The sequence below is a fragment of the Streptomyces sp. Tue6028 genome, assembly GCF_002300165.1.
GTDB lineage: Bacteria > Actinomycetota > Actinomycetes > Streptomycetales > Streptomycetaceae > Streptomyces > Streptomyces siamensis.
In genome coordinates this window covers 102,503-125,436 of sequence record NZ_MLCE01000004.1, presented here as the reverse complement: position 1 = coordinate 125,436, position 22,934 = coordinate 102,503, and the positions used below count along the sequence as shown (strand labels likewise).

Sequence of the window (22,934 nt, the reverse complement as noted above, 5' to 3'; positions counted from 1 at the left end):
CGCCTTCCGACCCCACCTCGTGGCCGGCTCCGGTGGGATCGGTGAGTGTGGAGGGGGCAGCGGGTTCGGTGGGTTCGGAACGTTCCCTGGGTGAATGATGCGGAATCATGCGATCCATGCCATGAGTCCGTATCAACTTCCGCGCAGGGCTCGCGTGATGACCGGTTCGGCACGACTCTTGACGGTATGGCCATGCCGCCCGTACCGCCTCGACCGCCGGGAGACACGCCGCCCCCAGATGACGGTGGCTTCGGCCCACCACCGGGAGGCTACGACCCACCGCCCAGTGGCTATGGATCGCCGACAGGTGGCGACGGATCGCAGTCGGGCGGATATGGACCTTCGTCCGGTGGCTACGGACCTTCGTCCGGTGGCTACGGGCCGCCGACAGGTGGCCATGGATCGCAGTCGGGTGGCTACGGTCCCCCTCCAGGGGGCTACGGTCCGCCTCCCGGCGGCTTCGGGCCGCCGTCGCAGGGAGGCGGGGGATGGCAGCCACCGCCACCTCCCGGACCGCCGGGCGGCGGACCCGGAGGCCACCGGGGCGGACGGCGCAGGAACACGCTCCTCGTGGTGCTCGCCGTGATGGTGACCATCGGTGTCGTGGTGGCCGTGATCGCGGTGGCGACGGGAGACGGTGGAGGCGGGAAGGACGACAAGTCGCCGGAGGCCAGCGGAAGTACGCGGCGAACGCCCGGTCCCTCGCTGAGCATCCCGTCCGAACTGCCCTCCGCCCCCTCGGAACTACCCAGTGCCGTGCCGACCCTCCCCTCGGACCTGCCCACCGACATCGTCCCGAGTGACCTCGGATCGCTCTTCCCGACGCCCGCGGGCAACGAGTTGCCGTACTACATGCTGACCACGGGGGACTGCTTCGACGCGGACGGCAGTCGGCCCGGACAGGCCGCCAAGCGCTCGTGCAGCAAGCCGCACGACGCCGAAGTGGTGAAGGTGGCGGAACTCGAAGGCACCTACACCACCGATGCCGCTCTCAAGAAGGCGGCATCGGCCCTCTGCCGAGTGCCCCTGGAGCGCAAGGCTGCCAAGCAGTCCGCGGGCACCGTACGCGGCACGCTCGTGCAGTACCCGGATTCCAGCGGCTACCGGATCGGCATCGACAAAGTGGCGTGCAGTCTGGCGGCGGACGTCGGCAACGGCACCCACAAACTCACCAAGCCACTGAAGTGAGCGGCACGCAGTCGTGCGCCAGCCGGCTCCGTCGCCGTTCCCGCGATCGCGCGTCTGCCGGTGTCCGCGCGATCGCGTGCCTGCCGGCCGCCGTCCCGCGCGCCCGCCAGTCACGTGCCACGCGCGCGTGGCACGTGACCGGCCGGCGCAGACGTCAGATCCCGTGCGGCAGCCGCACGTACGTCACCGTCGTCTCGATGCCGCTGTCGACCAGCCGGCCCTGCGCGTCGAACGCGCCTGACCCGTCGGTCATCCCGAAGTCGTTGTCGTTGATGAGGGCCAGCGTGTCGTGATCCACGCGCGCGACGCCCTCGATCTTTCCGGGCACCCCCGTGACGGTGCCCAGGTCCACGACCAAGTGCTTGCCCAGCACCGGGACACCGGCGGCAGAGGGGTCGTCGAGCTGCTCCAGGGAGGGCGACGTCGTGTCGTCGTCCCACGGGCCACCGAGGATGTCCGCCTGCCGCGACAGCTTCACCAGGTGCAGACGCGCGGCCTTGTCGGTGCGCTCCTCGACGAGCAGCCGATCGCCTCCGACGGCCACCACGGAGGAGATCTTGAGCTCCGAGGTGTCGTCCTCGCTCGGGTCGACCACGTTCACGGGGTCGAAGCGGTACGCGTACTCGGCGGTGACGGCACGCTTCTTGGGGGAGAAGCGGACCAGCCGGGTGGTGCGCGAGGCGTCTCCCACGGCGCCGTCCGGCAGGGAGAGCGGGCTCTGCAGCGCCATCACCAGGTCGCCGCAGGGCAACAGGGCAAGCCCTTCGAAGCCGCGGTTGATCTTCCGGTGCAGCAGAACCGACGGCAGCGCCTCCACCACCGGATAGTCCGCGCCGGTCAGGTTCAGCCCCTTGGGCACGTAGCGCGTGAGTACCTTCCCGCGCGCGGAGACGTGGATCAGCGACGGCCCGTACTCGTCGACGAGCCAGAAGGTGCCGTCCGCGGCGCGCACGATCCCCTCGGTGTCCACACCGTTCGGGTTGAACGTGAGTGGGGTCAGCGCGTCGTAGGAGTACGGTGCCTCGTCGCGTCCGGCCTGGTTGGACAGACCGGTGACGGGCTTCCCGGAAGACGTGGTGATCGGGATCGCGTCGATCACCTTGACGTTGTCACCGGTCACGCGGATCTTCACGATCGCCGGGTCGAACCCCGGCACGGGGAAGGTCCGGCGCTTCTTGCCGTCCACCTTGATCTGGCCGTTGGGACCGCGGTCGGTGACCGTCCAGAACTCGCCCTTGCGTCCCGCCGGGTAGATGTCGCTGCCGATGCCGCCCAGGTCCACACCCCGGTCGTCGTCCACCGTGCCCGGCAGCAGCGAGTTGCTGAACGCGCCGAGCGGGACGTCGCCGAGTGTGGCGGTGCCCGTCACCTGCGGCTGTGCCGGGCTGCCGGCCGCGCTCGCGGAGCCGGCCACCGCGAGGGCGGCCAGCACGGCGAGCGGCAGGCCCGCTGCGACGGAACGGTTGACGCGGCGCCGGCCGACGGCGTGCGGGGACATCAGGCCTCCTGGGGCACAAGTTCAGTGTCAGCGGCCAGAGTTGGCCTCGACCCCCAACGCCGGGCGACCTTGAGATGAACGCCGCGCGTCAACCATTCATCGGGTCTCCTCCGGCCGCGGCGAGGGCCGTCGCCGGGTCCCGTACCGCCGGCCCGGCGGGGGCCCATCGGCCCCGCTCCTCGCGGTACGGCCACCACCTGCCGTCCCGGGCCAGGCGCAACTGGATGCCACTGCCGCCGCTGCCGACGACCGTCCAGCGGTTGTCGGCCGGGACCAGCCGCGGTCGCTCGTCCTCGTCCCAGGCCGACTCCAGGGCGTCACGCGCGCGTGCCAGCGATTCGCCCTCCACGGCCCACGTGTCCTCAAGGACCGACAGCGCCGCCGTACCCCCGAGACGCCAGGCACGTACGGCGAGTCGCAGAGCCTCGGCGTCGCGCCCCGAACCCTCGGCCAGCCGCTGGAGGACAGCCTGGTCCGGGTCCACAGCGGCCAGCCGCACCGCGTCCTGGGCGAGCGACAACCCCTGCCTGACCGCCTGCTGCCCGTGCCCGTCCGCGAGCGCCTCGCGGAGGAGCCGGTACGCCTCTCCCGCCGCGGCGGTCGCGAGGAACTCGAGGGCGGCCGGGTCGAGTCCGGGCGCGGGGGCGGTCTCGGCGTCCAAGGCGGGCGGCGGCCCGGCCTCGCCCGGCAGGTCGGCGACAGACGGCAGTGACGGCAGGATGTCCCCGGCGGCGTACGCCTCGGCCGCGTCCACGCCCTCCACGCGCGCGTGGCCTGCATCCGACGGCTCCCGCTGCCGCGCGCTGCCGCGCTCCTGGAGCTCGTCCAGCAGGACGTGCTCGGAACGCCCACGCATCAGCAGCAGGACGAAGGGGTCCTGGTCGAGCAGCCTCGCCATCTGGTAGCAGAGGGCGGCCGTGTGCCCGCAATGGTCCCAGGCGTCGCAGTCGCACTCCGCCTCCAGATCGCCGAGCCCCGGCAGGAGTTCGATGCCGGCCGTCGCCGCGTCCTCGACGAGATGCGGCGGCATGTCGCGGTCGAGCAGCGCGGCGACGTGCCCGGCACGCTCCGCGGCCATGTCCAGGAAGCGGTCCCACTGTTCGTCGGACAGTTCCTGGAGCAGCACGTCCGCGCGATGGGCGGTGCGGTCGCGGTCCTGGACCACGGCCGTGATGCGCCCGGGGCGGACCGACACGGCACCCACGGCACCCGCGCGTGCCAGCCTGCGGCCCGTCTTCACCTGCCCCGCGTCCAACGCCGCGTCCTCCAGGGCCTTGAGCCATGCCAGGCCCCACCACGTCTGCGCGAAGCCCCGCCCGGGCGCGGGCGGCAGCGCGGCGAACGTGCGTTCCTCGTCACGGTCCTTCATCGTGCGCCCCCTCGCAGTTCCACCAGGTCGGCCAGTTCCGCGTCCGTCAGTTCGGTGAGCGCGGCCTCACCGGAGCCCAGGACGGCATCGGCCAGTTGCTGTTTGTGGCGCAGCATGTCGGCGATCCGGTCCTCCACGGTCCCCTCGGTGATGAGCCGGTGCACCTGGACGGGGCGGCTCTGCCCGATGCGGTACGCGCGGTCCGTGGCCTGGGCTTCCACGGCCGGGTTCCACCAGCGGTCGTAGTGCACGACGTGCTCGGCCCGCGTGAGGTTCAGCCCTGTGCCGGCGGCCTTCAACGACAGCAGGAAGACGGGGACCTCACCTTCCTGGAAGCGCTCCACCATCGCTTCGCGCTCGGTCACGGGTGTTCCCCCGTGCAGGAACAGCGTCGGCACACCGCGCGTGGCCAGGTGACGCTCGATCAGGCGGGCCATCTGCACGTACTGGGTGAAGACCAGGACGCTCGCATCCTCGGAGAGGATCGTGTCGAGCAGCTCGTCCAGCAACTCCAGCTTCCCCGACCTGCCGGGAATCCTGGGCTGCGCTTCCTTGAGGAACTGCGCCGGATGGTTGCAGATCTGCTTCAGCCCGGTCAGCAGCTTCATGACCAGACCGCGCCGTGCGACGCCGTCCGCCTCCGAGATCTCCGCGAGGGTCTCGCGCACCACGGCCTCGTACAGGCCCGCCTGCTCCTTGGTCAGTGCCACGGCGCGGTCCGTCTCGGTCTTCGGCGGCAGCTCGGGCGCGATGCCCGGGTCCGACTTGCGGCGACGCAGGAGGAACGGCCCCACGAGGCGGGCCAGCCGCTCGGCCGCCGCGGGCTCCAGACCGCCCTCGACCGCCTGCGCGTACCGTGTGCGGAAGGCGCCGAGCGGCCCGAGCAGGCCGGGTGTCGTCCAGTCGAGGATCGCCCACAGTTCCGAGAGGTTGTTCTCCACCGGGGTGCCGGTGAGCGCCACGCGCGCGCGTGCGCCGATCGTGCGCAGCGCCCGCGCCGTGGCCGAGTAGGGGTTCTTCACGTGCTGGGCCTCGTCCGCGACCACCATCCCCCACGGCACCTCGGCCATACGCGGTGCGTCGAGCCGCATCGTGCCGTACGTCGTGAGCACGAACTCCCCGTCGGACAGCCCCTCCAGGGAGCGCCTGGAACCGTGGAAGCGGCGCACGGGGGTGCCAGGGGCGAACTTCTCGATCTCGCGCTGCCAGTTGCCCATCAAGGAGGCCGGGCAGACCACCAGTGAGGGTCCCGCGGTCGACTCGGCCGTCTGCCGGTGAAGGTGCAGGGCGATCAGCGTGATGGTCTTGCCCAGGCCCATGTCGTCGGCGAGACAGCCGCCCAGGCCCAGGGAGGTCATCCGGGCGAGCCAGTTGAGCCCCCGTGCCTGATAGTCGCGCAGCGTCGCGTCCAGCGCGGCGGGCTGCCCGACCGGCTCCTGGCCCTCGGGGTCCGCCAGCCGCTCCCGCAGGGCCGCCAGCCATCCCGTCGGGCGTACGTCGACCCTGCGCCCGTCGATCTCCGTGGAGCCCGTCAGCGCCGCGCTCAGCGCGTCGATGGGCGTGACCTTCCGGTCCTGCCGGGCCCGGGCGCGTCGCACCTCCTGGGGGTCCACGAGGACCCACTGGTCGCGCAGTCGCACGACGGGCCGGTTCGCCTCGGCCAGCTGGTCCAGTTCCGCGCGGGTGAGCTGCTGATCGCCCAGCGCGAACCACCAGTCGAAGGCGAGCATGGCGTCCGCGGACAGGAACGAGGGAGCGTCCGACCCGGCCTTCCCGAGGCCGCCGCCCGCGTTCCGGGCGGCGTCGCCGGCACCGTCCACGTCGTCCGGCGGGCCGATGACCGCGCCGGTCGTCAGATTGCGCGACAGTTCCTTCGGCCAGTGCACGTCGACACCCGCCGACGCCAGGCTGCGGGCGCCTTCGCGGAGGAGCTCGGTGATCTCCTCCTCGGCGAGTTCCACTGCGTCCGGCACGGCCGCCGAGAGCAGCGGAGCCAGCGGTGTCCAGACGCGGGCGGCGCGACGCAGCCCGAGCAGGGCGTCCATCCGCGCGCGCGGGCCGAACCCGGTGGACCCCGACCACACGTCGGCGGCGTCCGCGACGAGAGCGGGATCGCTCACGCCGTGCAACTGCAGGACGGCACGGAACACCAGCCGCGCGTCCCCGGGTGCGTCCGGCTCCAGCCCCGGCACCTCGACGCGCAGAGAGATACCTACGTCCGAGTCGTGCACGGCGGCGACGTCGTCCAGCCAGGCACGGTGCTGGTGCGCGCGCCGCGGCTCCGGCGCAGCGAAGGCCGGTCCGCCCGCGGCGAGCGGCGCCGCCGGCGAGCGGGGCAGCCCATCGGCGACCGCGTCCAGGAACGCGCGCAGCAGCCGTTCCGGATCGGGCAGCCGCAACGGTTCGACGTCGTCCAGGGGGATCGCGTGCGCCTCGGGCGGCATCGCGGCGGCCAGCTCGCGGACGCGCTCCATGTCCTGGGCGCGCAGCGGACCCGCGCGCCACGCGTCGTGGTCGCCCGGGGTCAGGCCGGGCAGCAGCAGTCCGCGTGCGGCGAACTGGAGGGCGAGCACGGCCGCGGCGCTCCAGAAGGAGGCGGACCGGTGCGCCCCGGCGACGGCCCGCGCGCGCGTGAGCACCGGCAGAGCGGCCCGCACCGGCAGCAGCACGGCGGGCACGGCCACACGCTCGACGCCCTCCTCGCCGGGCAGCACGACCGTCAGGTCCTCGGGGGAGCCGGACGCCACGGCGGGAGGGGAGTCGCCCTCCGGGCACCAGAACGCGACGCGGCTGGTCCGGGGCGGATCGGCCGGCACGAACACGGCACAGCAGCGGGCCAGTTCGGCGATCTCGGCGGGAGTCGCCGCGGGAATCCTGTGCTCGACGATGACACATTCCTCAAATTTGACTACCGGGTCGGGTCGCCGAGGGTACAGCACTCCGGTGTCCGGTGTGCGGTGTGCGGTGTGCGGTGTGCGGTGTGCGGCGTGGAGCGCGCGACGGTGGCTGGTGGCGAGTGGCGGGCGACGCGGACGGTGCGGTCATGACGTGGACCACCGGGCTCGGGGGTGTTGCCAGCCCCCCTGAGGCGGCGGGGAGGACCCCCGCACGCACTCGGGTGGTGGCGCCATGGCCGCCGAAGGTCACCGATTCGTACGTTTCTTCAGGCCAGCCCGCTTCAGTGCCAGCCCGCTTCAGGTCAGCCCGCTTCACAAGACTCCGGAGACCGCCATGCCCCAGACCGCCACAGCCCTCGCCGAACACTCCACGGTCGCGGACGGTGGGCCTCCAGGAAGCGAGTTCGCTCCGCTCCTGCGCACCGTGAAGGGCCGAGGGCTCCTCAAGCGGCGCCGTGGCTGGTACGCGCGCGAGATCTGCGTGAACGCGCTGGCCCTGGCCGGTGCCGTGACCGGCATCGTCCTGACCGGCGGCTCCTGGGCAGTCCTGCTCCTCGCCCCCGTGCTGGCCGTCCTCTCCGCCCGAACGGCGTTCATAGGCCACGACGCGGGCCACTCGCAGATCACGGACGACAAAGCGGTCAGCCGTCTCATCGGACTCGTCCACGGCAACCTGCTCCTGGGCATGAGCTACTCCTGGTGGAACCGCAAGCACAACCGCCACCACGCCAACCCCAACCACATCGACAAGGACCCGGACGTCGCCGCCGACGTGCTGGTCTTCACGAGCGGTCAGGCGAAGGGCCGGGCCGGGTTCAGGCGATGGCTCACCCGCAACCAGGCCTGGCTCTTCTTCCCGCTCACCCTGCTCGAAGGCGTCGCCCTGAAGGTGCACGGGTTCCGCGACCTGCGTCGCCAGCCGCCGGGCGAGCGGGCGGTGGAGGCCCTGCTTCTGGCCGCCCATGTCGTCGCCTACGCCACCCTGCTGCTGACCTCCATGTCCCCGGGCAAAGCACTCGCCTTCGCCGCCGTCCACCAGGCACTGTTCGGCCTTCACCTGGGCATGTCCTTCGCGCCCAACCACAAGGGCATGGAGATGCCCGACCCCGACGGTGAACGCTGGGGGCATCTGCGCCGCCAGGTACTGACCTCGCGCAATGTCAGGGGCGGCGCCCTGACGGACTGGTTCCTCGGCGGCCTGAACTACCAGATCGAGCACCATCTGTTCCCCAGCATGCCGCGCCCCCGTCTCCGTCTCGCCCAGCCCCTGGTGCGCGCGCACTGCGCAGAGTTGGGTATCCCTTACGCGGAGACCGGGCTCGTCGACTCCTACCGGCAGGCCCTGTGTCACATGCACGAGGTGGGTGAGCCCCTCAGGGTCGAGTAAGGGGCGCGCCTCAGGGACGTATCAGGGTCGCGGTCCGGAACCGTCGGACGCGGAGACCCGTTCTCAGATCAGAGAGCGGCAGCAGCCGCGGAGGAGGCGACACACATGTCGAAGAACGCGAAGATCGCCGCAGGAGGCGTGGCGGTCGGCCTGATCCTGCTGATCTGGGTGCCCTGGTGGGTCGCCTTCCTGATCGTGCTGGGCGTCCCGGCCGCCGCGTACCTTGCGCTGGACCCCTCGCAGCGGCGCAGGCTGCGCCGCGTCACGCGCAAGGAGCTCGGCCGCTGAGGCGTCACCGGCGCCGTGCGTCGCCCTCCAGCGCGCAGGAGCCGACCACGTCCCCGCCCGCGGGCCTGCCGACGGTACGGTCCGCGGGCGGCCGGACGCCCCGCTCCACCCAGGCGGTCAGCGCGTCGAACGCGGACCGGTAGCAGGGCAGGATCGGCCGCAGCCGGTCCGGGTAGGTGTCGTACAGCCCGTCGACATGCGTGCCGCCTTCGATCACGTAGTAGCGGTGCAGCCTTCCCCGGCCCTGCTCGTCGATCATCCGCGCGTACACGTCGGAGTCGGCCGCCTCGGGCAGCAGTGCGTCCAGGTCGCCGTGCAGCGTGATCATGGGCTTGCCGATCCGCCCGGACAGGGCGACCCGGGCCACGGCGCGGTGGACGGACGCCGGCCGTGCGGCGTAGTCGTACGCGGCGTCGGAGGCGCACGGCGCCAGGATCTGTTCGGCGGAGGACCCGGCCGAGACGCCCGGGCAGTCGACGTCGTACGAAGGGTCGAACTCTGCCCGGTAGATCTTCTGTGTCACGCCCCAGTAGGCCTTCTCGTGGTACGGCCACAGGAACTCGGAGCCGTGCGCGAATCCCGCGTCGTACAGGGCCCCGTCGTCCGCCGAGCCGAGCGTCCGCGCCACGGCGGCCGGCAGCGAGGTGAGCAGGTTCGGCCCGTGCGCGGTCCACAGCGCGCCCTCCCAGTCGACGCCGCCGTCGTACAGCTCCGGGTGGTTCTCGAGCTGCCACCGGGTGAGGTAACCGCCATTGGAGATGCCCGTCATGTATGTGCGTCGAGGCGCGTGGCCGTAGCGCTGGGCGACGACCTTCCGGGCGGCGCGGGTGAGCTGTGTCGTCCGCGCGTTCCATTCGGCGACGGCGTCACCGGGCCGCTTCCCGTCACGGTAGAAGTCGGCTCCGTTGTTGCCCTTGTCGGTGGCGGCGTACGCGTATCCCCGGGCGAGCACCTGGTCGGATATGGCCGTGTCGGTCGCGTACTGCTTGCGCGTGCCGGGCGCGCCGGTGACCACGAGACCGCCGTTCCAGTGGTCGGGCAGCCGGATCACGAACTGCGCGTCGTGCTGCCAGCCGTGCGTGGAGTTGAAGTGCGAACTGTCGGGGAAGTACCCGTCGATCTGCACGCCGGGCACCCCGGACGGATTGCGCGTGCCCTTGGCCGTCAGTCCCGCCTGATCGGCCATGTCCGTGTACGGGGTCCCGGCGAGCCCCGAGGTGGTCAGATCGGCCAGGCACGCACTCTGCTGATGGGCCGCACCGGGCACCGTGGCCCTCTCCTGCCGCGCACAGTGCCCCGCGCCGCCGTCGGCCGAGGCGGAACCCGGCACGGTCAACACCATCAGAGCGGCGGCGAACAGGGGGACACCACGAGACACACGCATGACCGGCCTCCGAGACAGGGCGCGAGAGCTGAAGGGGAGCGAAGCGCTGCCTCATGGTGCGGAACAGCCCCCGGCTCGACCATGGGGTCGGACCACATGGAACGGACGCCGCTTATGGTGAAACAGGCCGGTCTGAACGCCTGTTGGGCTACCGGCCGGGGGCGCGGAAGGGCACCTGCCGACGGGCGGCCTCGTCGATCTCGTCGAGTGTGAGGAGGGGAGTGGCCCGGGTGTGGAGGGCGCCGCTGGCCTTGACGGTGAGGCTCGCGGCGGCCATGGAGACCGGGTCGGGGAAGTCGACGATGATCACGATGTCGTCCTGCCCGAAGGCGAAATACATGGCCTCGACCGTCCCGCCGAGACCGGTCACCACCTGGTCCACGGCGGCGCGGCGGCCACTCGCGCCCTCGTCGAGCAGCCCCTTGGTGCCCTCGGGCGTGTAGGTGGCCTGAATGAGGAACTTCGGCATGGGGGCGCTCCCTGTCCGTTGACGGTCCGGTACGCAGAGTGGGCTTCCCGCTGGGACAGGAGCGCCACGTGCGGAGCGGCCGGATTCACCCGTTGGAAGCGCAACCTGTTGCCACTGATGAAATGTCACCAAGAGGCGCTACCAAGGCTCCTGTGGGCAGGGGCGACGGGTGTACCCGCACGTGGGCCGAGACGTGTGAAGCGGCGAAGCGCCCGCTCCGGACGGCGTTCCTTCGACAGGGCCGTCAACGCCCCCTCGCGCCCGAGCCGGCCTTCCGGCTGGATTCGTGGCCAGGTCGCACCGGGCGTAACGTGAAGTTGTACGAGCGCAGGCGCAGGGCACCTGGTGGGGCCGACGGTGGCCAGGATTCTCCGGACGGTCGCATACCGTGCTCGCGTCCACCCCGCGCTCCCTCGGCCGGGCCGAACCGGCCGGCGCCGCACGCGGCCGGCCGCACAGTGTGGGCATGTAGGACCGCGGTCCCGCACCGCATCCGGGCCCCCGGGGGAATCACCCTTCCGATCGAAGGCCATACCCATGCGCACCAGCACACGAATACGCCGTCTCTGCGCCGCCACCTGCGCGGCACCCCTTCTGGTGCTCGCCGGAGCAGCCGGCGCCGGAGCAGCCACGGTCACCGTGCCGGCGACCACACCGAATGTCGTCCAGGCCACGCCCAGCGAGATCCTCGATCTGGTCAACGCCGAACGCGCGAAGGCCAACTGCCCCGCCCTCAAGGAAAACGCCCAGCTCACCAAGGCCGCCCAGGTCTTCGCGGACGATGCGTCGAAGAACAACCTGACGAACCACACCGGTTCCGACGGCTCCACCGACGCGCAGCGGGTCAAGGACGCGGGCTACAACGCGAAAGAGTCCATCGGTGTCGGTGAGAACATGGCTTGGGGCAGCTCCACCGACGCCAAGACCGTCGTCGACGGCTGGATCAAGAGTTCTGGCCACCACCGCAACATTGTGAACTGCAGCTACGTCGACACCGGCGTCGCCGTCAGCGGCAAGTACGCGGTGCAGGTCTTCGCATCACCCGCGTGACACCGCTTCCCTGACGGACAGTGATCCGTGCGACGGGCAGGGCCGGGCTCCGACCGGGTGGGCGGAGCCCGGCAACCGCGATGCCCCGGGAAACCGGGGCATCGCCAAGTAGGCGTGGCCGTCGTCGTCAGGTAGGCGTGGCCGTCGTCCCACCGGCGCTGAACGCCACTGTCCCGACCGGGAGTCGACAGTGGCCCGGGCCGGCCCACGTGGGCAGCGACGCCCGTCACCTCGGTGACCGGAGCACAGATCCACGAAAACCCGTTGCGCACTTGATCACTTGTCCCCGACGATGACCGGCATGAAGCATGGAAAGGAGGCCCAGCGGCTCCACGGTGAGCGCTGATGGCCGAACACGAGGCGTCGCAGGCGCCGCAGTCCCCGTCCCACATGCCGCCGGCGCCGCTGACGCCCGCCTGGCTGAGAGCACACTTCGACCCCCTGCCCTTCCCGGCACGCATGAGCGCCCTCGCGCGCTACGCCCGCACGCTGACTCCGCACGCGTACGCATCGCTCCAGCAGGTCCTCGACGCCGGAGACCCCGGCGAACGGCACACCGGTCTCTTCCTCGCCGTCGCACGTCGCGACCTCGACCGGGTGACCGAAGCCCTCATGGATCCGCTGCTGGGACGCCGTGCACGCTCGGCCGCGCTCCGGCTGCCCGTTCCCGAACACGCTCTGGAACGTCTCGCCCTGAGCGACACCAGGGCGATCCGCCACGACACCTACCGGCTCCTCAGGCTCAGCCGCCGACGTTCGCTCGCCGCGCGACTGCTGCCCCAGGTGCACAAGCGCCACGGCGACCCGGAGGCGGCCCTCCTGCTGTCCGCCTGCCCGCCCGCAACCGTACTCGCGTGGCTGCCGCGGCTCGACGCACCGATCGGGGCTCTCAATTCACTGGCCCGCACGGCACCCGCAGCCGTGGCGGAACACCTCGCCGGACGCTGGGAAGACGGAACGCCCCACGAGGCCACGACCCTTGTTCTCCGGCACCGGGCGGTCGCCTCCGTCGCCGCCGGACGAGATCCGTCCGCGGCCCTGACCCTCCTGGAACGGGCACCCGACCTCCTCACCCCGCCGGCCGTCGTCGCGGCCCTCCTCCGCCCCGCCGACGCGCTCGCGGTGCTGCGCGCGGCCCGGCCACGGACCGACGGACAGCCCCGGGAGTACCCGATTCCGGCCGGGCCGTTGCCGCTGTCCCAACGCAGGGCCCTGAAGGACCTGGCCGTCGACGACCTCATCACGCTGGCCGAACACCTTCCAGCCAGCGGCAGTCGTGAACGAGCGCCGGGCCGCCGCGAGGTGGCGGCCGATGGACTGCTGCAACTCCTGCCACCCGCCGAGCGGTTGCGCATCGTCAAGAGCCGCACCGTGGCGCGCGGCCGGTTGCGCGGCGCGGCACTCACCACGCTGGCGGCCCTCGCCCCCGGAGACCGCGTGGACCTGATCACCCCGTGGCTGCGGCGGCAGCGGAGATCCTCCTGGTCGGCAGCTCGCCTGGCCGCCGCCCTGCCCCTCGCCCAGGGCGAACCGCTGCTGCGTGAACTCGCCGCCGACCACCTGGTCCACCATCGTGCCCTGGCCTGGCCGGCCCTGCTGGCCTGCGCCGAACTCGAAGGCGACGCCGACCGGTTCGCACGGATCGCGCGTGACTGCGAACGGGCCTGGCACGACCAGGACGAGGTGCGCCGCGCGGCCCTCCAGCAACTCGCCGGAGCAGCGCCCCACCTGCTCACCGCTCTGCCCCGACAAGTCCTGCGTGACGCCGTCCTCACCACCGTGCAGTCCCGTGACTCCACGAGCGCCTCACTGGCCGCCGCCGCACGGTTGGCGCGCCGCGTCGCCGAGCGCGCCGCCGCCACCGGCCGTCACGAACGGGCCGCGTACGCGGTCGAACTGCTCGGCCAGGTCGTCTCAGCGGACCGGTACACGGGACCTGTGACGCCCCTCCACATCGACGAAGAGGTCGCCCGGACCCTGTGGTCCGCCATGTCTCCGACCGCTGCACACCGTGCCGAACTGAGCACCGCGCTGGCGGAACTCCTCGGGCACCACCTCGCCGCACTGCCCGACCTCGAAGCGCAGGTGCACCGGACCGCGCTCGAGACGGACGATCCGGCACTCGCGGCCCGCGCCGCTGCCGCCTGGGTGCGACCACCACGCACGAGGGAACAGCGGTGCGGCGAACTGATCGCGGCGGACGCGACGTTCGCGACCGTTCCCGTCGTCCTGGGCACGATCGCGGCGCGCCGTACCGATCTGCTCGATCCCGTCCTCACCGCCGCTCTCGGACGGTTCTCCGGCCGGGCGCGCCCCCGTGCCACGGCCTGGGCGCCCGGTCTGCCCGCCGGTGTCGTCGGGCGATGGCTCCCCCGCCAGCGGCAACAGTGGGGAGAGCACCACGCGCGCGTGGCTGCGGACGAAGCCGCACCGCTGCGCTCAAGGGCCGACGCGGCAGCCCTGCTCCGCGACCACGGACGGCTCACGGCGCTGGCCGAGAGCGCCCCGCAACCGGTGGCGGCCGCAGCCCTCGCGGCGCTGGCGGAGGGACCCGGCACCGAGTCGAGCGAGGACCTCCGCGACACCTTTCTGCGGCACGCGGCGGCCGGCGGCGTCCGAGGACGGGCCGCGATGGCCTCGCTCCGGCGGCTCCTGGGACGACTTCCCGACCGCGAGACCGTGCCCCTGCTCGCACCGGTGGCGGCCGCGACCGCTGCCCCGGTGGGGACCCGCAAGGAGGCCGCCCGGGTGCTGGGCGCTCTCCCGGGGGAGGACGCCTTCGAAGCGCTGGTGGCGGCATGGGACGTGCCGGGGCAGCATCCCGACGTCCGCGCCGTGCTGGCCCGTGGTCTCCTCACCAGGGTCGACCGGCCCGACGTGGCACGGCGCCTCGTCGAGGCGGCGGGAGAGGCCGCCGTGCGGGATGCCGTCGTGCACGCGCGCGTGGGCGTCGCCGGCCGTGAGGCGTACGCGGCCTTTCTGGCGAGACTCGTCGAGACGGGTGACGAAGAGACCGTCGTCGCCGCGTGCCGTGCGCTGCCCGTGTGGCTGCCACCAGGTGCCCGCGACGCCATGAAGGTGCTCGTCGACGCCTTCACCGCCCCGGAAAGGCCCCGCAGGGTGTGGGAAACAGCCGGCCGGCAGTTGGCGTCGCTCACCCCGGGGCCGACGCTCGAAGGCCTGCTGTGCGACGCGTTCGACGTCCTGAGGGAACGCGCCGGGTCCCTGGATCCTGGAGTCCGTGCCGATGCCCTCAGACGACTGCACGAGTGCTCCGGCGTCCTTCAGCCGGGTCGCGGCGCGGCACAGATCTTCGCCGTCGCCGACACGCTCGCGGACACCCTCGAAGCCGTGGGGCTCCTCGCGGATGCTGTTCGCGTCAGCTGGCACGCGGCCATGGCCTGCGTGCGACAGGGCGACTACGAGGAACACCGGTGGGAACGCCTGCTGCGACTGTACGAGGAACGGCCCGAGCGCGTGCGGTCCATGGAGCACCTGTCCATGGACGTCGGCTGTCCCCGTGTGAACGCGGCGCTGCTCGCGGCGGTGCGGACCGTCCGAGCCCGCCGGACGCCCTCATGCGGACCGCTCGCGCTCGCGCTGGTCGGCATGGGAGGCCGGGGATCTCGTTGGAGTGAGCCCTGGCGAGCCGAGCTCGACGCCCTGCGCGCCCACGAGGACCGTGAGACGGCCGTGAGCGCTCTCCTCGTGGACACGGACGAGTACCGCTGAGGACACGCCGCCGGGCGGCGCCGCCGGCCGAGGCCGCGCATCACGAAGTGGCCCGGCGCGCGGCAACTCGGCCGTGCTCCGGGCGACTCCTATGAGTCGCCCGGCGCACGGTAACTCCGCCAGGTCGCCCGGGGCGTGGCCGCTCAGCTGGGGCGTACGGCCATCTTGTCGAGCGCCTCCAGGAGGCCGGGCAGCTCCGGACCGCGACCGACGGGCAGGACCTCGCCCGGCTCCTCGTCGAGGAGGACGAACGCGATGTCGTCGGTCCTGGCGACCAGCGACCAGCCGGGGCCGTCGGCTCGCAGGGTGCGGGCGTCGCCCGTGGCGAAGGACGAGCGGACCCGGCCGAGCGGCGGCGGTGTGTCCACGTAGGCGCGGGCCTCGGCGAGGACCCGCCGGACACCGCTGCGCGGCTCTCCGGAACCGGCGCCGTCCTCCTTCGAGGCGGTCCCGGCCTCACTCTCGGAGGCCGCGCCGTCGGAGGGCTCGCTCTCCGACGTCTCGGCGTCGGAGGTCTCCGAAGGTGCGCCTTCGCCCTTCGACTCCTCGTCTCCCGGTTGCACGAAGTCGCCGTCGTCGATCTGCTCGCGCCAGGTCGCCCACTGGAGGGCGATCTCGTCGGCACCGAGACGCCGCTGCGCCGGCCCCCACGTCGCCGTGTCAGGCGGAGCGAGGGGAGGCAGGTCCGTGAGCTCGGGCGACGGGTCGTGCGGAGCGGGCACGCCGGGGGCCGCCACCGCCACGTCGAGTGGCCAGCCCGGCAGGGCGGCGACGACCGTGCGTTCGTCGGGGGAGAGTTCCTGCTCCATGCCGCAGTCCCAGGCGGCGATGGCGACGGCGACCAGCGACACGTCGTCGACGACGACCGTCCACCTGGCGCCCTCACTGTCCTGGCCGAGCACCAGACCGTATCCGTCGGCGAGCGGCGCGAGGTCGAGCGCGGCGCAGGCCTCCGGGTAGTCGTCGCCCAGCACGCTGGGGAACTTCGCCGGTGTCAGCAACACCGCCGTCAGCACATACAGTGCGTCGTCGTCCCCGGTGGCGACGGCTTCGTCGTCCGTCCCGGCCATCCCAGCCTCCCGATCGCTACGTCCGTCGGCGCACCCTAATGCGACCGGAACCCGCTTGTCACGGGTCCCCGACACACGCGGAGCTGCAGTTTTCCGGCTGGACAGGGGCGAAACGGCCGTCCGGGTAACCGCGGGTCACACCACGGGCAGCCCGAGGAGCGTACGGGCGACCGTCCGCGGCGATTCGTCGCGCTCCCGAGCCAAGGCGATCACGGCACGGCACGCCAATTCGTTGACCCCGAACGACAGTGCCTCCGGAGACACCCATCCCGCCGCCTCGTCGATCCGGTCCTGGTCGTCCTCCGCGCACGCCGACACGTACGCCGCGGCCGCTTCGAAGAGATTGTGCGCGCGCTTCTCGGCGGCGGGCGCCGAGGGCCTGGGCTCCTCGTTCCGCTCGGCCGCCTTCTTGCCCCAGGTCTTGCGGAGTCTGCCGAACATGCCGGACATCGGGCCACCTTCCCCCAGTGCGGTTGCCATCGTCGACTGCTCATCTGCTGCTGTTCAACGTAGAGTTGAAGTCCCGGCGGCAGAAGGGGGAACGGCCGTGACGTTGCGCCGATCACCTGCTGCCGGTGTCGAGTGAGGCGACGGTCTCCCGCAGCCACGCCAGCTCGGCCTCACTCGTGGCGCGGGCGATCGTGAGGATGCCGCGCCGGAAGGGGTCGTCGAACTCCTCGGCGCGCAGCGGCCGGTCGCCGTCGTAGAAGAAGCTCGCCGGCTCCTCCAGGAAGGCGAGCCGACGGCGCAGGACGGTGGCCTGCGCCCCGGGGTCCTCCAGGTGCCGGAGGAAGGCGAGCACGGTGAACCAGCGGTTCTCGTCGGTGATGTCGCTCCGCGACGGTTCCGCGAGTCGTCGCCGCAGTTCGCGACGGCCCTCCTCGGTGAGCGTCAGTTCATGGCGCGGAGCGGCGACCGATCCGGGTCGGGTCGCCCGCTCCAGCAGCTCCGCCTTCTCCAGCCGCTTGATGGCCGGATACAGCGTGCTCTCGGCCACGGGCTTCACATGCCCGGTCAGCGCGGTGATCCGCTTGCGCAGCTCATACCCGTGCAGCGGGGCGTCGTACAGAAAACCGAGGATGGCCAGCTCCAGCATGGCCTCATTGTGCCGCAGTCCCGCTGTACATCGACCTCCGAATACTATGTATCCGCAATACCTCGACTTCGATGTATTCTCTTGAGGGCACGAGGAACCATGAGGGCAGGGGAGACAGGGATGAAGCAGGCCGAGTTCGACGACAAGGGAAGCTGTGTCCGCTGGACGGAGGCTGCGGGCGCGGGCCCGGCCCGGGTGTACGTACACGGTCTGGGAGCGACCTCGACCGTCTACCACGCGCACGTCGCCGCCCGCCCCGAACTGGCGGGCCGCCGCACCCTGTTCGTCGACCTGCCCGGCCACGGCATCAGCGACCGGCCGGCGGACTTCGGGTACACCCTGGAGGACCACGCGGACGCGCTGGCGGCCGCTCTGGACGCCGCCGGGGTCTCCGGGGCGGAACTCGTCGCCCACAGCATGGGCGGTGCGGTCGCCATCGTGCTCGCCCACCGGCGGCCCGATCTCGCCTCACGGCTGGTCCTGGTGGAGGCCAACCTCGATCCGTATCCCCCGGGCACCACGGGCAGCAGCGGCATCGCCTCCTACGAGGAGGTCGACTTCGTCGAGAACGGCGGCCACGCGCGCGTGCTGGAGAGGGTCGGCCCCCTGTGGGCGGCCACCATGCGACTCGCGGACCCCCGCGCCCTGCACCGCACTGCGACCGGTCTGAAGCACGGCACGAACCCCACGATGCGCCGCCTGCTCGAAGCTCTGACAGTGGAGCGCGTCTACCTCCAGGGCGAGTCCAGCGGTGAACTGCTTGGCAGGGAAACCCTGGAGGACGCCGGAGTGCGCGTCGTGACCGTGCCGGGCGCCGGGCACAACATCATGTTCGACAATCCCGACGCCTTCGTGGCTGCGGTCGCGGGCACTGTCTGAGGCGTCGGTCGCGCCGTGCCGGCGGCGCAGACGTTCGTGCCGCGGAGTATGTCCGCCAGGGGCGCGTCAGCCGCGTCGCACGGCCAGTGCCAGGAAGCGGGTGTCCTCGTCGAGGTACGACGTCATCTCCCACCCGGCGTCCGCCAGCAAGGGACGCAGATTGGCCTCCGCGCGCAGGTCGTCCGGGGTGATCTGCCTGCCCTGTCGGGCCGCGAGCGCGGCCCGGCCTACCGGGTGGAACAGCGCCAGCGTCCCGCCCGGCCGCACCACCCGGGCCAACTCCCGCAGATTCTCGGCCGGCTCGGGCAGATGCGAGACGAGACCCGCTCCGAACACCGCGTCCAGCGTCTCCGTGCGCAGGGGCAGCGCCGCGACGTCGGTCAGCAGCAACTGCCCGTCGCGGTCGCGTCCTGCCCGCACGGCGGCCTCCAGCATGGCCGGGGTCAGATCGGCCCCGATGACCGTCCCCGAGGCCCCCACGGCCGCGCGCAGGGGCGGCAGGGCCCTCCCGGTGCCGCAGCCCGCGTCGAGTACGCGGTCGCCCTCACGCAAGCCCATGGCGGCGACCGCGGCCGCGTAGGCCGGCTCGTCGTCGGGAAAGCGCGCGTCCCAGCCGGCCGCGCGAGCCGCGAAGAACTCCTGGACATGTGTGTGGTCGTCGCTCATGTTTCGCATGATCCCTCACCGACACGATGGACGTCGTGGCGCACACGTTCGGGCGTCACGCGATCGTCCAAGTACACCTCTTCGTCATATTCCAACAGGTTTCGAAATGCGCCCCCGTTGTGCGCCGCTGCCGGGACTAGCGTCCCTGGGCCATGGGACACCTGGACCACGCCGCCTTCGGCTGGCTGACCCCCGTACTGTCGTACGTGATGGCCTGCATAGGCGCCGCCCTCGGGCTGCGCTGCACCGTCCGCGCGCTCGCCGCGACCGGACGATCCCGCCGCAACTGGCTGCTCACCGCCGCCTCCGCGATCGGCACCGGCATCTGGACCATGCACTTCGTCGCGATGCTCGGCTTCAGCGTCAGCGGCACCGAAATGCGCTACGACGTGCCGCTGACCGTGCTCAGCCTGGTCGTCGCCATGGTCGTCGTCGGTGCCGGCGTCTTCGCCGTCGGCTATGGCCGTGACCGGGGCCGCGCGCTCGTCCTGGGCGGCCTCACCACCGGGCTCGGCGTCGCGAGCATGCATTACCTGGGCATGGCCGCGCTGAGGTTGCACGGCCAAGTGCACTACGACCCGACGCTCGTCGCCCTCTCCGTCGCGATCGCCGTCGTCGCGGCGACCGCGGCTCTGTGGGCGGCGCTCAACATCAAGTCACCGGTGGCGGTCGCCCTCGCGTCCCTCGTCATGGGCGGGGCGGTGAGCAGCATGCACTACACCGGCATGATGGCGGTGAGCGTGGGGGTCAGCCCCTCCGCCGGGACACTCCCCGGGGCCACGGCGATGCAGTTCATCTTCCCCCTCGCCGTCGGCCTCGGGTCCTACCTCTTCCTGACGTCGGCCTTCGTCGCCCTGTCCCCGACGTCCGAAGAGCGTGAAGCGTCCGAGTCGGCCCAGCGGCCGGTCGAGAGCGTAGCCCGCTGACGGCGCGGGCCCGGAGCCACGGCGGCCGGGACGGCGCGCCCCGAACCTCTCCGAGCGAGGAGGCCATGCGTACACCCCGTAGGACCCCGACGTCCGGCGCCGAGCCGCCGCCCCAGCCACCCGCACGCGGCCGCCGCGCGCACGCCGGACCGCCGGCCGACGAGCGTGCGGACGCCGACGACACCCTCGCCGCACCAGCGCAGGCGGCGACCACGCGCGCGGAGCGGTGGCACATCCGCCCGCGCACCGTACGAGCCAAGATCGTCTGCCTCCTCATGGTGCCGGTCATGTCGCTGCTCGCCCTGTGGGCCTACGCCACGGTGAGCACCGCCCAGGATGTCGCCCGGCTGCGGCAGTTGCAGCGTGTGGACTCCACGGTCCGGAGCCCGGTCGCCGACGCCGTCGCGGCCCTCCAGGCCGAGCGCACCGCCGCCGTGCGCTACGCGACCGACCCTGCCGTCGAACGGCCCGGCGATCTCAAGGAGTCGGCACGGCGCACCGACCGAGCGGTGGCGAAGCTCCGGATGGGCGACCACAACACCGTCGCGGACGGCGCGGACCTTCCCGCGGGCGTGGCCGGACGCCTGGACGCGTTCGTCACCGCCGCCGACGGGCTCACGTCCCTGCGCACCGCCGTACTGGAGCGACGCGCCGACTGGAACGAGGCCTACCGGCGGTACACCCGGGCGATCTCGACAGCCTTCGGCGTGGGCGGCGCGCTCACCGGCATTGCGGACGACGACCTCGGCTCCGACGCGCGCGTGCTGCTCGAATTCTCCCGCGCCGGTGAAGCGCTCGCCCAGGAGGACGCGGTGCTGGCCGGCGCCCGGCTCGCCGGGCGCCTCGACGGAGAGCGGCTACGGCTGTTCACCGGCGCCGTGGCCACCCGCCGGACCCTGACGGACTCCGCGGTGGGGGACCTGCGCGGAACCGAACGAGCCGCCTGGCAGGACCTCGTGGAGGGGAGCGCGTACACCGACGTGCGCGCCGTCGAGGACAAGGTGCTCGTCTCCCCGCCGGGCGCCAAGGCGCTCGGCGCCGCACCGGAGGCCGACTGGGACGCGGCTCACGCGCGCGTACAGCACGGCATGCGCACCATCGAGGCGAACGCGGGCCGGGACGTCGCGGACCGCGCCGACCCCGTCACCCGCGGTGTGCTCACTCCCGCCGGTGCCGCCGTCCTCTTCGGGCTCGCCGCCGTCGTGGCGTCGCTCGTCATCTCCGTACGCATCGGACGAGCCCTCGTCGTCGAATTGGTGAGCCTGCGCAACACCGCCCTGGAGATCGCCCGGCGCAAGCTCCCGCACGCGATGAGCAGACTGCGAGCGGGGGAGGAGATCGACGTGCGGGCCGAGGCTCCGCCCGGACCGCCCGCCGAGGACGAGACCGGACAGGTCGCGGAGGCCCTCGGCACCGTGCACCGCGCCGCCCTGCGCGCCGCCGTCGAACGCGCGGAACTCGCCAGCGGAATCTCCGGCGTCTTCGTCAACCTCGCCCGCCGCAGCCAGGTGCTCGTGCACCGCCAACTCAACCTGCTGGACAGCATGGAACGCAGGTCCGAGGACCCGAACGAACTGAGCGACCTGTTCCGCCTCGACCACCTCACCACACGCATGCGACGCCACGCGGAGAGCTTGATCATCCTGTCCGGCGCCGCACCGGGCCGCGCCTGGCGCATGCCGGTCTCCCTGACCAACGTGGTCCGCGCGGCCGTCTCCGAGGTCGAGGACTACGCGCGCGTGGAGGTACGGCAACTCCCCGAGGCGTCCGTCGTCGGCTCCGCGGTGGCCGACGTCACGCACCTCCTGGCGGAGATCGTCGAGAACGCCGCACAGTTCTCGCCGCCGCACACCAGGGTGCGGATCACCGGCGAGCCGGTCGGCAACGGCTATGTGATCGAGGTCGAGGACCGGGGGCTGGGCATGGGCACGGAGCGGCTCGCCGATGCCAACCGGCGCATCGAGCAGTCCGAGGCCCTCGACCTGTTCGACAGCGACCGGCTCGGCCTCTTCGTGGTGAGCAGGCTCGCGGCCCGGCACGACATCAAAGTGCACCTGCGGACCTCGCCCTACGGCGGCACCACGGCGGTCGTCCTGCTGCCCACGGCCCTGCTCCAAAGCGGTCCGGCGGAACGTTCCACCCGCCGGACGGACACCGAGAAGCCCGAAGTACGGGAGTACGCACGGGTGTCCGCGGTCCCGGAACAGGAATCCGTGCCGGCCATCACCGAGAGGCCCGCGCTGGTGCCCCCGGTGCGGACCGGCCCGGAAGCCCCTGAGCCCGGCCCGCCGGACAACACGACACCCCCGGTCGGCACCCTCCGGCTGCACCGTCCGCCGGACGACTCCGACAGCTCCGACGACCTCCCCAAGCGGGTGCGGCAGGCGAACCTGGCCCCCCAACTGCGCGCTCAGCGTTCCGAGGAGTCCACGGAAAGAGCAGTTGACTCCCACCGCGACGGTGAGCGCACACCCGAACTCGTACGTGACCGCATGGCGGCCTACCGCGACGGCTGGGTGCGCGGCGGCGGCAGAGCGCCCGGCCGCGGAGCCACCTCCGGCCCGGCAGCGGGCAGCGACAGCAGGGAAGGAGACCCCGCATGATCCAGGACTCGAGCACGAGGGGCCAGCGGTCCGGTGAACTCGACTGGCTGCTGGACGACTTGGTGCTGCGCGTGGCCGCCGTACGGCACGCCGTGGTGTTGTCGAACGACGGTCTCGCGGTCGGCGCGTCGAACGGTCTGCGCCGCGAGGACGCCGAACATCTCGCGGCGGTCGCCTCGGGGTTCCACAGCCTGGCCAAGGGTGCGGGACGCCACTTCGGTGCCGGCGGCGTGCGCCAGACGATGGTGGAGATGGACGACGGATTCCTGTTCGTCGCCGCCGCGGGAGACGGTTCCTGCCTCGCCGTGCTGACCGCCGTCACGGCCGACATCGGCCTGGTCGCCTACGAGATGGCGCTGCTGGTCAAGCGCGTGGGCGAGCACCTCTACACGCCGCCTCGCGTCGGCGCGCAGCCGCCCGCGGCCAGGTGAC

The 22,934-nt window shown here is 72.3% G+C and carries 18 protein-coding genes; 9 read left to right on the top strand and 9 right to left on the bottom strand.

The window, feature by feature from the left end:
* Positions 1-570 precede the first annotated feature (570 nt).
* Positions 571-1,188 carry a hypothetical protein gene (locus BKI49_RS35185; protein WP_179332323.1) on the top strand — a complete coding sequence of 206 codons (618 nt, stop codon included), beginning with the start codon at positions 571-573 and terminating at the stop codon, positions 1,186-1,188.
* A 154-nt stretch (positions 1,189-1,342) separates the two neighbouring features.
* Here the strand turns inward: BKI49_RS35185 and BKI49_RS03570 are convergent, their stop codons facing one another.
* From BKI49_RS03570 to BKI49_RS03560, 3 genes are all read right to left on the bottom strand, one after another.
* Positions 1,343-2,686, bottom strand: coding sequence for an esterase-like activity of phytase family protein (locus BKI49_RS03570; protein WP_095932704.1), 1,344 nt, complete (start codon positions 2,684-2,686; stop codon positions 1,343-1,345).
* Between the two features lie 88 nt (positions 2,687-2,774).
* Positions 2,775-4,055, bottom strand: a complete 1,281-nt coding sequence (locus tag BKI49_RS03565; RefSeq protein WP_095932703.1) for an SWF or SNF family helicase — start codon at positions 4,053-4,055, stop codon at positions 2,775-2,777.
* On the bottom strand, positions 4,052-6,928 hold the full coding sequence (locus BKI49_RS03560) for a DEAD/DEAH box helicase (RefSeq protein WP_373557515.1): 2,877 nt from the start codon (positions 6,926-6,928) through the stop codon (positions 4,052-4,054). The genes BKI49_RS03565 and BKI49_RS03560 overlap by 4 nt, the downstream gene beginning before the upstream one ends.
* Before the next feature lie 358 nt (positions 6,929-7,286).
* Between BKI49_RS03560 and BKI49_RS03555 the strand changes: the two genes are divergently transcribed.
* Together BKI49_RS03555 and BKI49_RS03550 are read left to right on the top strand one after the other, a co-directional pair.
* On the top strand, positions 7,287-8,339 hold the full coding sequence (locus BKI49_RS03555; RefSeq protein ID WP_095932701.1) for an acyl-CoA desaturase: 1,053 nt from the start codon (positions 7,287-7,289) through the stop codon (positions 8,337-8,339).
* A gap of 105 nt (positions 8,340-8,444) precedes the next feature.
* A complete protein-coding gene (locus BKI49_RS03550; RefSeq protein ID WP_028800308.1) occupies positions 8,445-8,627 on the top strand; it encodes a hypothetical protein in 183 nt (60 codons plus the stop codon).
* 4 nt (positions 8,628-8,631) lie between these two features.
* On the opposite strand, the gene BKI49_RS03545 is transcribed toward BKI49_RS03550, so the two are convergent.
* Complete coding sequence (locus BKI49_RS03545) at positions 8,632-10,011, bottom strand: tannase/feruloyl esterase family alpha/beta hydrolase (RefSeq protein ID WP_095932700.1); 1,380 nt, start codon at positions 10,009-10,011, stop codon at positions 8,632-8,634.
* A 148-nt stretch (positions 10,012-10,159) separates the two neighbouring features.
* On the bottom strand, positions 10,160-10,480 hold the full coding sequence (locus BKI49_RS03540; protein WP_095932699.1) for a GYD domain-containing protein: 321 nt from the start codon (positions 10,478-10,480) through the stop codon (positions 10,160-10,162).
* Between the two features lie 537 nt (positions 10,481-11,017).
* On the opposite strand from BKI49_RS03540, the gene BKI49_RS03535 reads away from it, so the two are divergent.
* Both BKI49_RS03535 and BKI49_RS03530 read left to right on the top strand, forming a co-directional pair.
* Positions 11,018-11,530, top strand: a complete 513-nt coding sequence (locus BKI49_RS03535) for a CAP domain-containing protein (RefSeq protein WP_095932698.1) — start codon at positions 11,018-11,020, stop codon at positions 11,528-11,530.
* A 345-nt stretch (positions 11,531-11,875) separates the two neighbouring features.
* On the top strand, positions 11,876-15,262 hold the full coding sequence (locus tag BKI49_RS03530; protein WP_095932697.1) for a hypothetical protein: 3,387 nt from the start codon (positions 11,876-11,878) through the stop codon (positions 15,260-15,262).
* Positions 15,263-15,405: 143 nt separating this feature from the next.
* Here BKI49_RS03530 and BKI49_RS03525 read toward each other — a convergent pair whose 3' ends face one another.
* The 3 genes from BKI49_RS03525 to BKI49_RS03515 form a co-directional block, all read right to left on the bottom strand.
* The gene (locus BKI49_RS03525; protein ID WP_095932696.1) at positions 15,406-16,332 is read right to left on the bottom strand and encodes a hypothetical protein; all 927 of its coding nucleotides are present in this window, start codon (positions 16,330-16,332) and stop codon (positions 15,406-15,408) included.
* Positions 16,333-16,467: 135 nt separating this feature from the next.
* A complete protein-coding gene (locus BKI49_RS03520) occupies positions 16,468-16,773 on the bottom strand; it encodes a hypothetical protein (RefSeq protein WP_095932747.1) in 306 nt (101 codons plus the stop codon).
* A gap of 121 nt (positions 16,774-16,894) precedes the next feature.
* Positions 16,895-17,428 carry a PadR family transcriptional regulator gene (locus BKI49_RS03515; RefSeq protein WP_095932695.1) on the bottom strand — a complete coding sequence of 178 codons (534 nt, stop codon included), beginning with the start codon at positions 17,426-17,428 and terminating at the stop codon, positions 16,895-16,897.
* A gap of 120 nt (positions 17,429-17,548) precedes the next feature.
* On the opposite strand from BKI49_RS03515, the gene BKI49_RS03510 reads away from it, so the two are divergent.
* Positions 17,549-18,307: an alpha/beta fold hydrolase gene (locus BKI49_RS03510; RefSeq protein WP_095932694.1), complete on the top strand. Its 759-nt coding sequence runs from the start codon at positions 17,549-17,551 to the stop codon at positions 18,305-18,307.
* Positions 18,308-18,373: 66 nt separating this feature from the next.
* On the opposite strand, the gene BKI49_RS03505 is transcribed toward BKI49_RS03510, so the two are convergent.
* A complete protein-coding gene (locus tag BKI49_RS03505; RefSeq protein ID WP_095932693.1) occupies positions 18,374-18,973 on the bottom strand; it encodes a class I SAM-dependent methyltransferase in 600 nt (199 codons plus the stop codon).
* Positions 18,974-19,125: 152 nt separating this feature from the next.
* Between BKI49_RS03505 and BKI49_RS03500 the strand changes: the two genes are divergently transcribed.
* The 3 genes from BKI49_RS03500 to BKI49_RS03490 all read left to right on the top strand — a co-directional run bounded on the left by BKI49_RS03500 (position 19,126) and on the right by BKI49_RS03490 (position 22,933).
* Positions 19,126-19,899 (top strand): MHYT domain-containing protein, encoded by a 774-nt coding sequence (locus BKI49_RS03500; protein WP_095932692.1) that lies wholly within the window; start codon positions 19,126-19,128, stop codon positions 19,897-19,899.
* A 65-nt stretch (positions 19,900-19,964) separates the two neighbouring features.
* Complete coding sequence (locus BKI49_RS03495; protein WP_095932691.1) at positions 19,965-22,502, top strand: sensor histidine kinase; 2,538 nt, start codon at positions 19,965-19,967, stop codon at positions 22,500-22,502.
* Positions 22,499-22,933 (top strand): roadblock/LC7 domain-containing protein, encoded by a 435-nt coding sequence (locus BKI49_RS03490; protein ID WP_095932690.1) that lies wholly within the window; start codon positions 22,499-22,501, stop codon positions 22,931-22,933. The genes BKI49_RS03495 and BKI49_RS03490 overlap by 4 nt, the downstream gene beginning before the upstream one ends.
* The last annotated feature ends 1 nt before the right edge of the window (position 22,934 follow it).

Bases quoted from the DNA above. Each gene is read 5' to 3' on its own strand.
- BKI49_RS03530 (WP_095932697.1), top strand. From the start codon at position 11,876: ATGGCCGAACACGAGGCGTCGCAGGCGCCGCAGTCCCCGTCCCACATG.
- BKI49_RS03550 (WP_028800308.1), top strand. From the start codon at position 8,445: ATGTCGAAGAACGCGAAGATCGCCGCAGGAGGCGTGGCGGTCGGCCTG.
- BKI49_RS03490 (WP_095932690.1), top strand. From the start codon at position 22,499: ATGATCCAGGACTCGAGCACGAGGGGCCAGCGGTCCGGTGAACTCGAC.
- BKI49_RS03520 (WP_095932747.1), bottom strand. From the start codon at position 16,773: ATGTTCGGCAGACTCCGCAAGACCTGGGGCAAGAAGGCGGCCGAGCGG.
- BKI49_RS03515 (WP_095932695.1), bottom strand. From the start codon at position 17,428: ATGCTGGAGCTGGCCATCCTCGGTTTTCTGTACGACGCCCCGCTGCAC.
- BKI49_RS03495 (WP_095932691.1), top strand. From the start codon at position 19,965: ATGCGTACACCCCGTAGGACCCCGACGTCCGGCGCCGAGCCGCCGCCC.
- BKI49_RS03500 (WP_095932692.1), top strand. From the start codon at position 19,126: ATGGGACACCTGGACCACGCCGCCTTCGGCTGGCTGACCCCCGTACTG.
- BKI49_RS03570 (WP_095932704.1), bottom strand. From the start codon at position 2,686: ATGTCCCCGCACGCCGTCGGCCGGCGCCGCGTCAACCGTTCCGTCGCA.
- BKI49_RS03510 (WP_095932694.1), top strand. From the start codon at position 17,549: ATGAAGCAGGCCGAGTTCGACGACAAGGGAAGCTGTGTCCGCTGGACG.
- BKI49_RS03535 (WP_095932698.1), top strand. From the start codon at position 11,018: ATGCGCACCAGCACACGAATACGCCGTCTCTGCGCCGCCACCTGCGCG.
- BKI49_RS03565 (WP_095932703.1), bottom strand. From the start codon at position 4,055: ATGAAGGACCGTGACGAGGAACGCACGTTCGCCGCGCTGCCGCCCGCG.
- BKI49_RS03540 (WP_095932699.1), bottom strand. From the start codon at position 10,480: ATGCCGAAGTTCCTCATTCAGGCCACCTACACGCCCGAGGGCACCAAG.
- BKI49_RS03555 (WP_095932701.1), top strand. From the start codon at position 7,287: ATGCCCCAGACCGCCACAGCCCTCGCCGAACACTCCACGGTCGCGGAC.
- BKI49_RS03505 (WP_095932693.1), bottom strand. From the start codon at position 18,973: ATGAGCGACGACCACACACATGTCCAGGAGTTCTTCGCGGCTCGCGCG.
- BKI49_RS03545 (WP_095932700.1), bottom strand. From the start codon at position 10,011: ATGCGTGTGTCTCGTGGTGTCCCCCTGTTCGCCGCCGCTCTGATGGTG.
- BKI49_RS03525 (WP_095932696.1), bottom strand. From the start codon at position 16,332: ATGGCCGGGACGGACGACGAAGCCGTCGCCACCGGGGACGACGACGCA.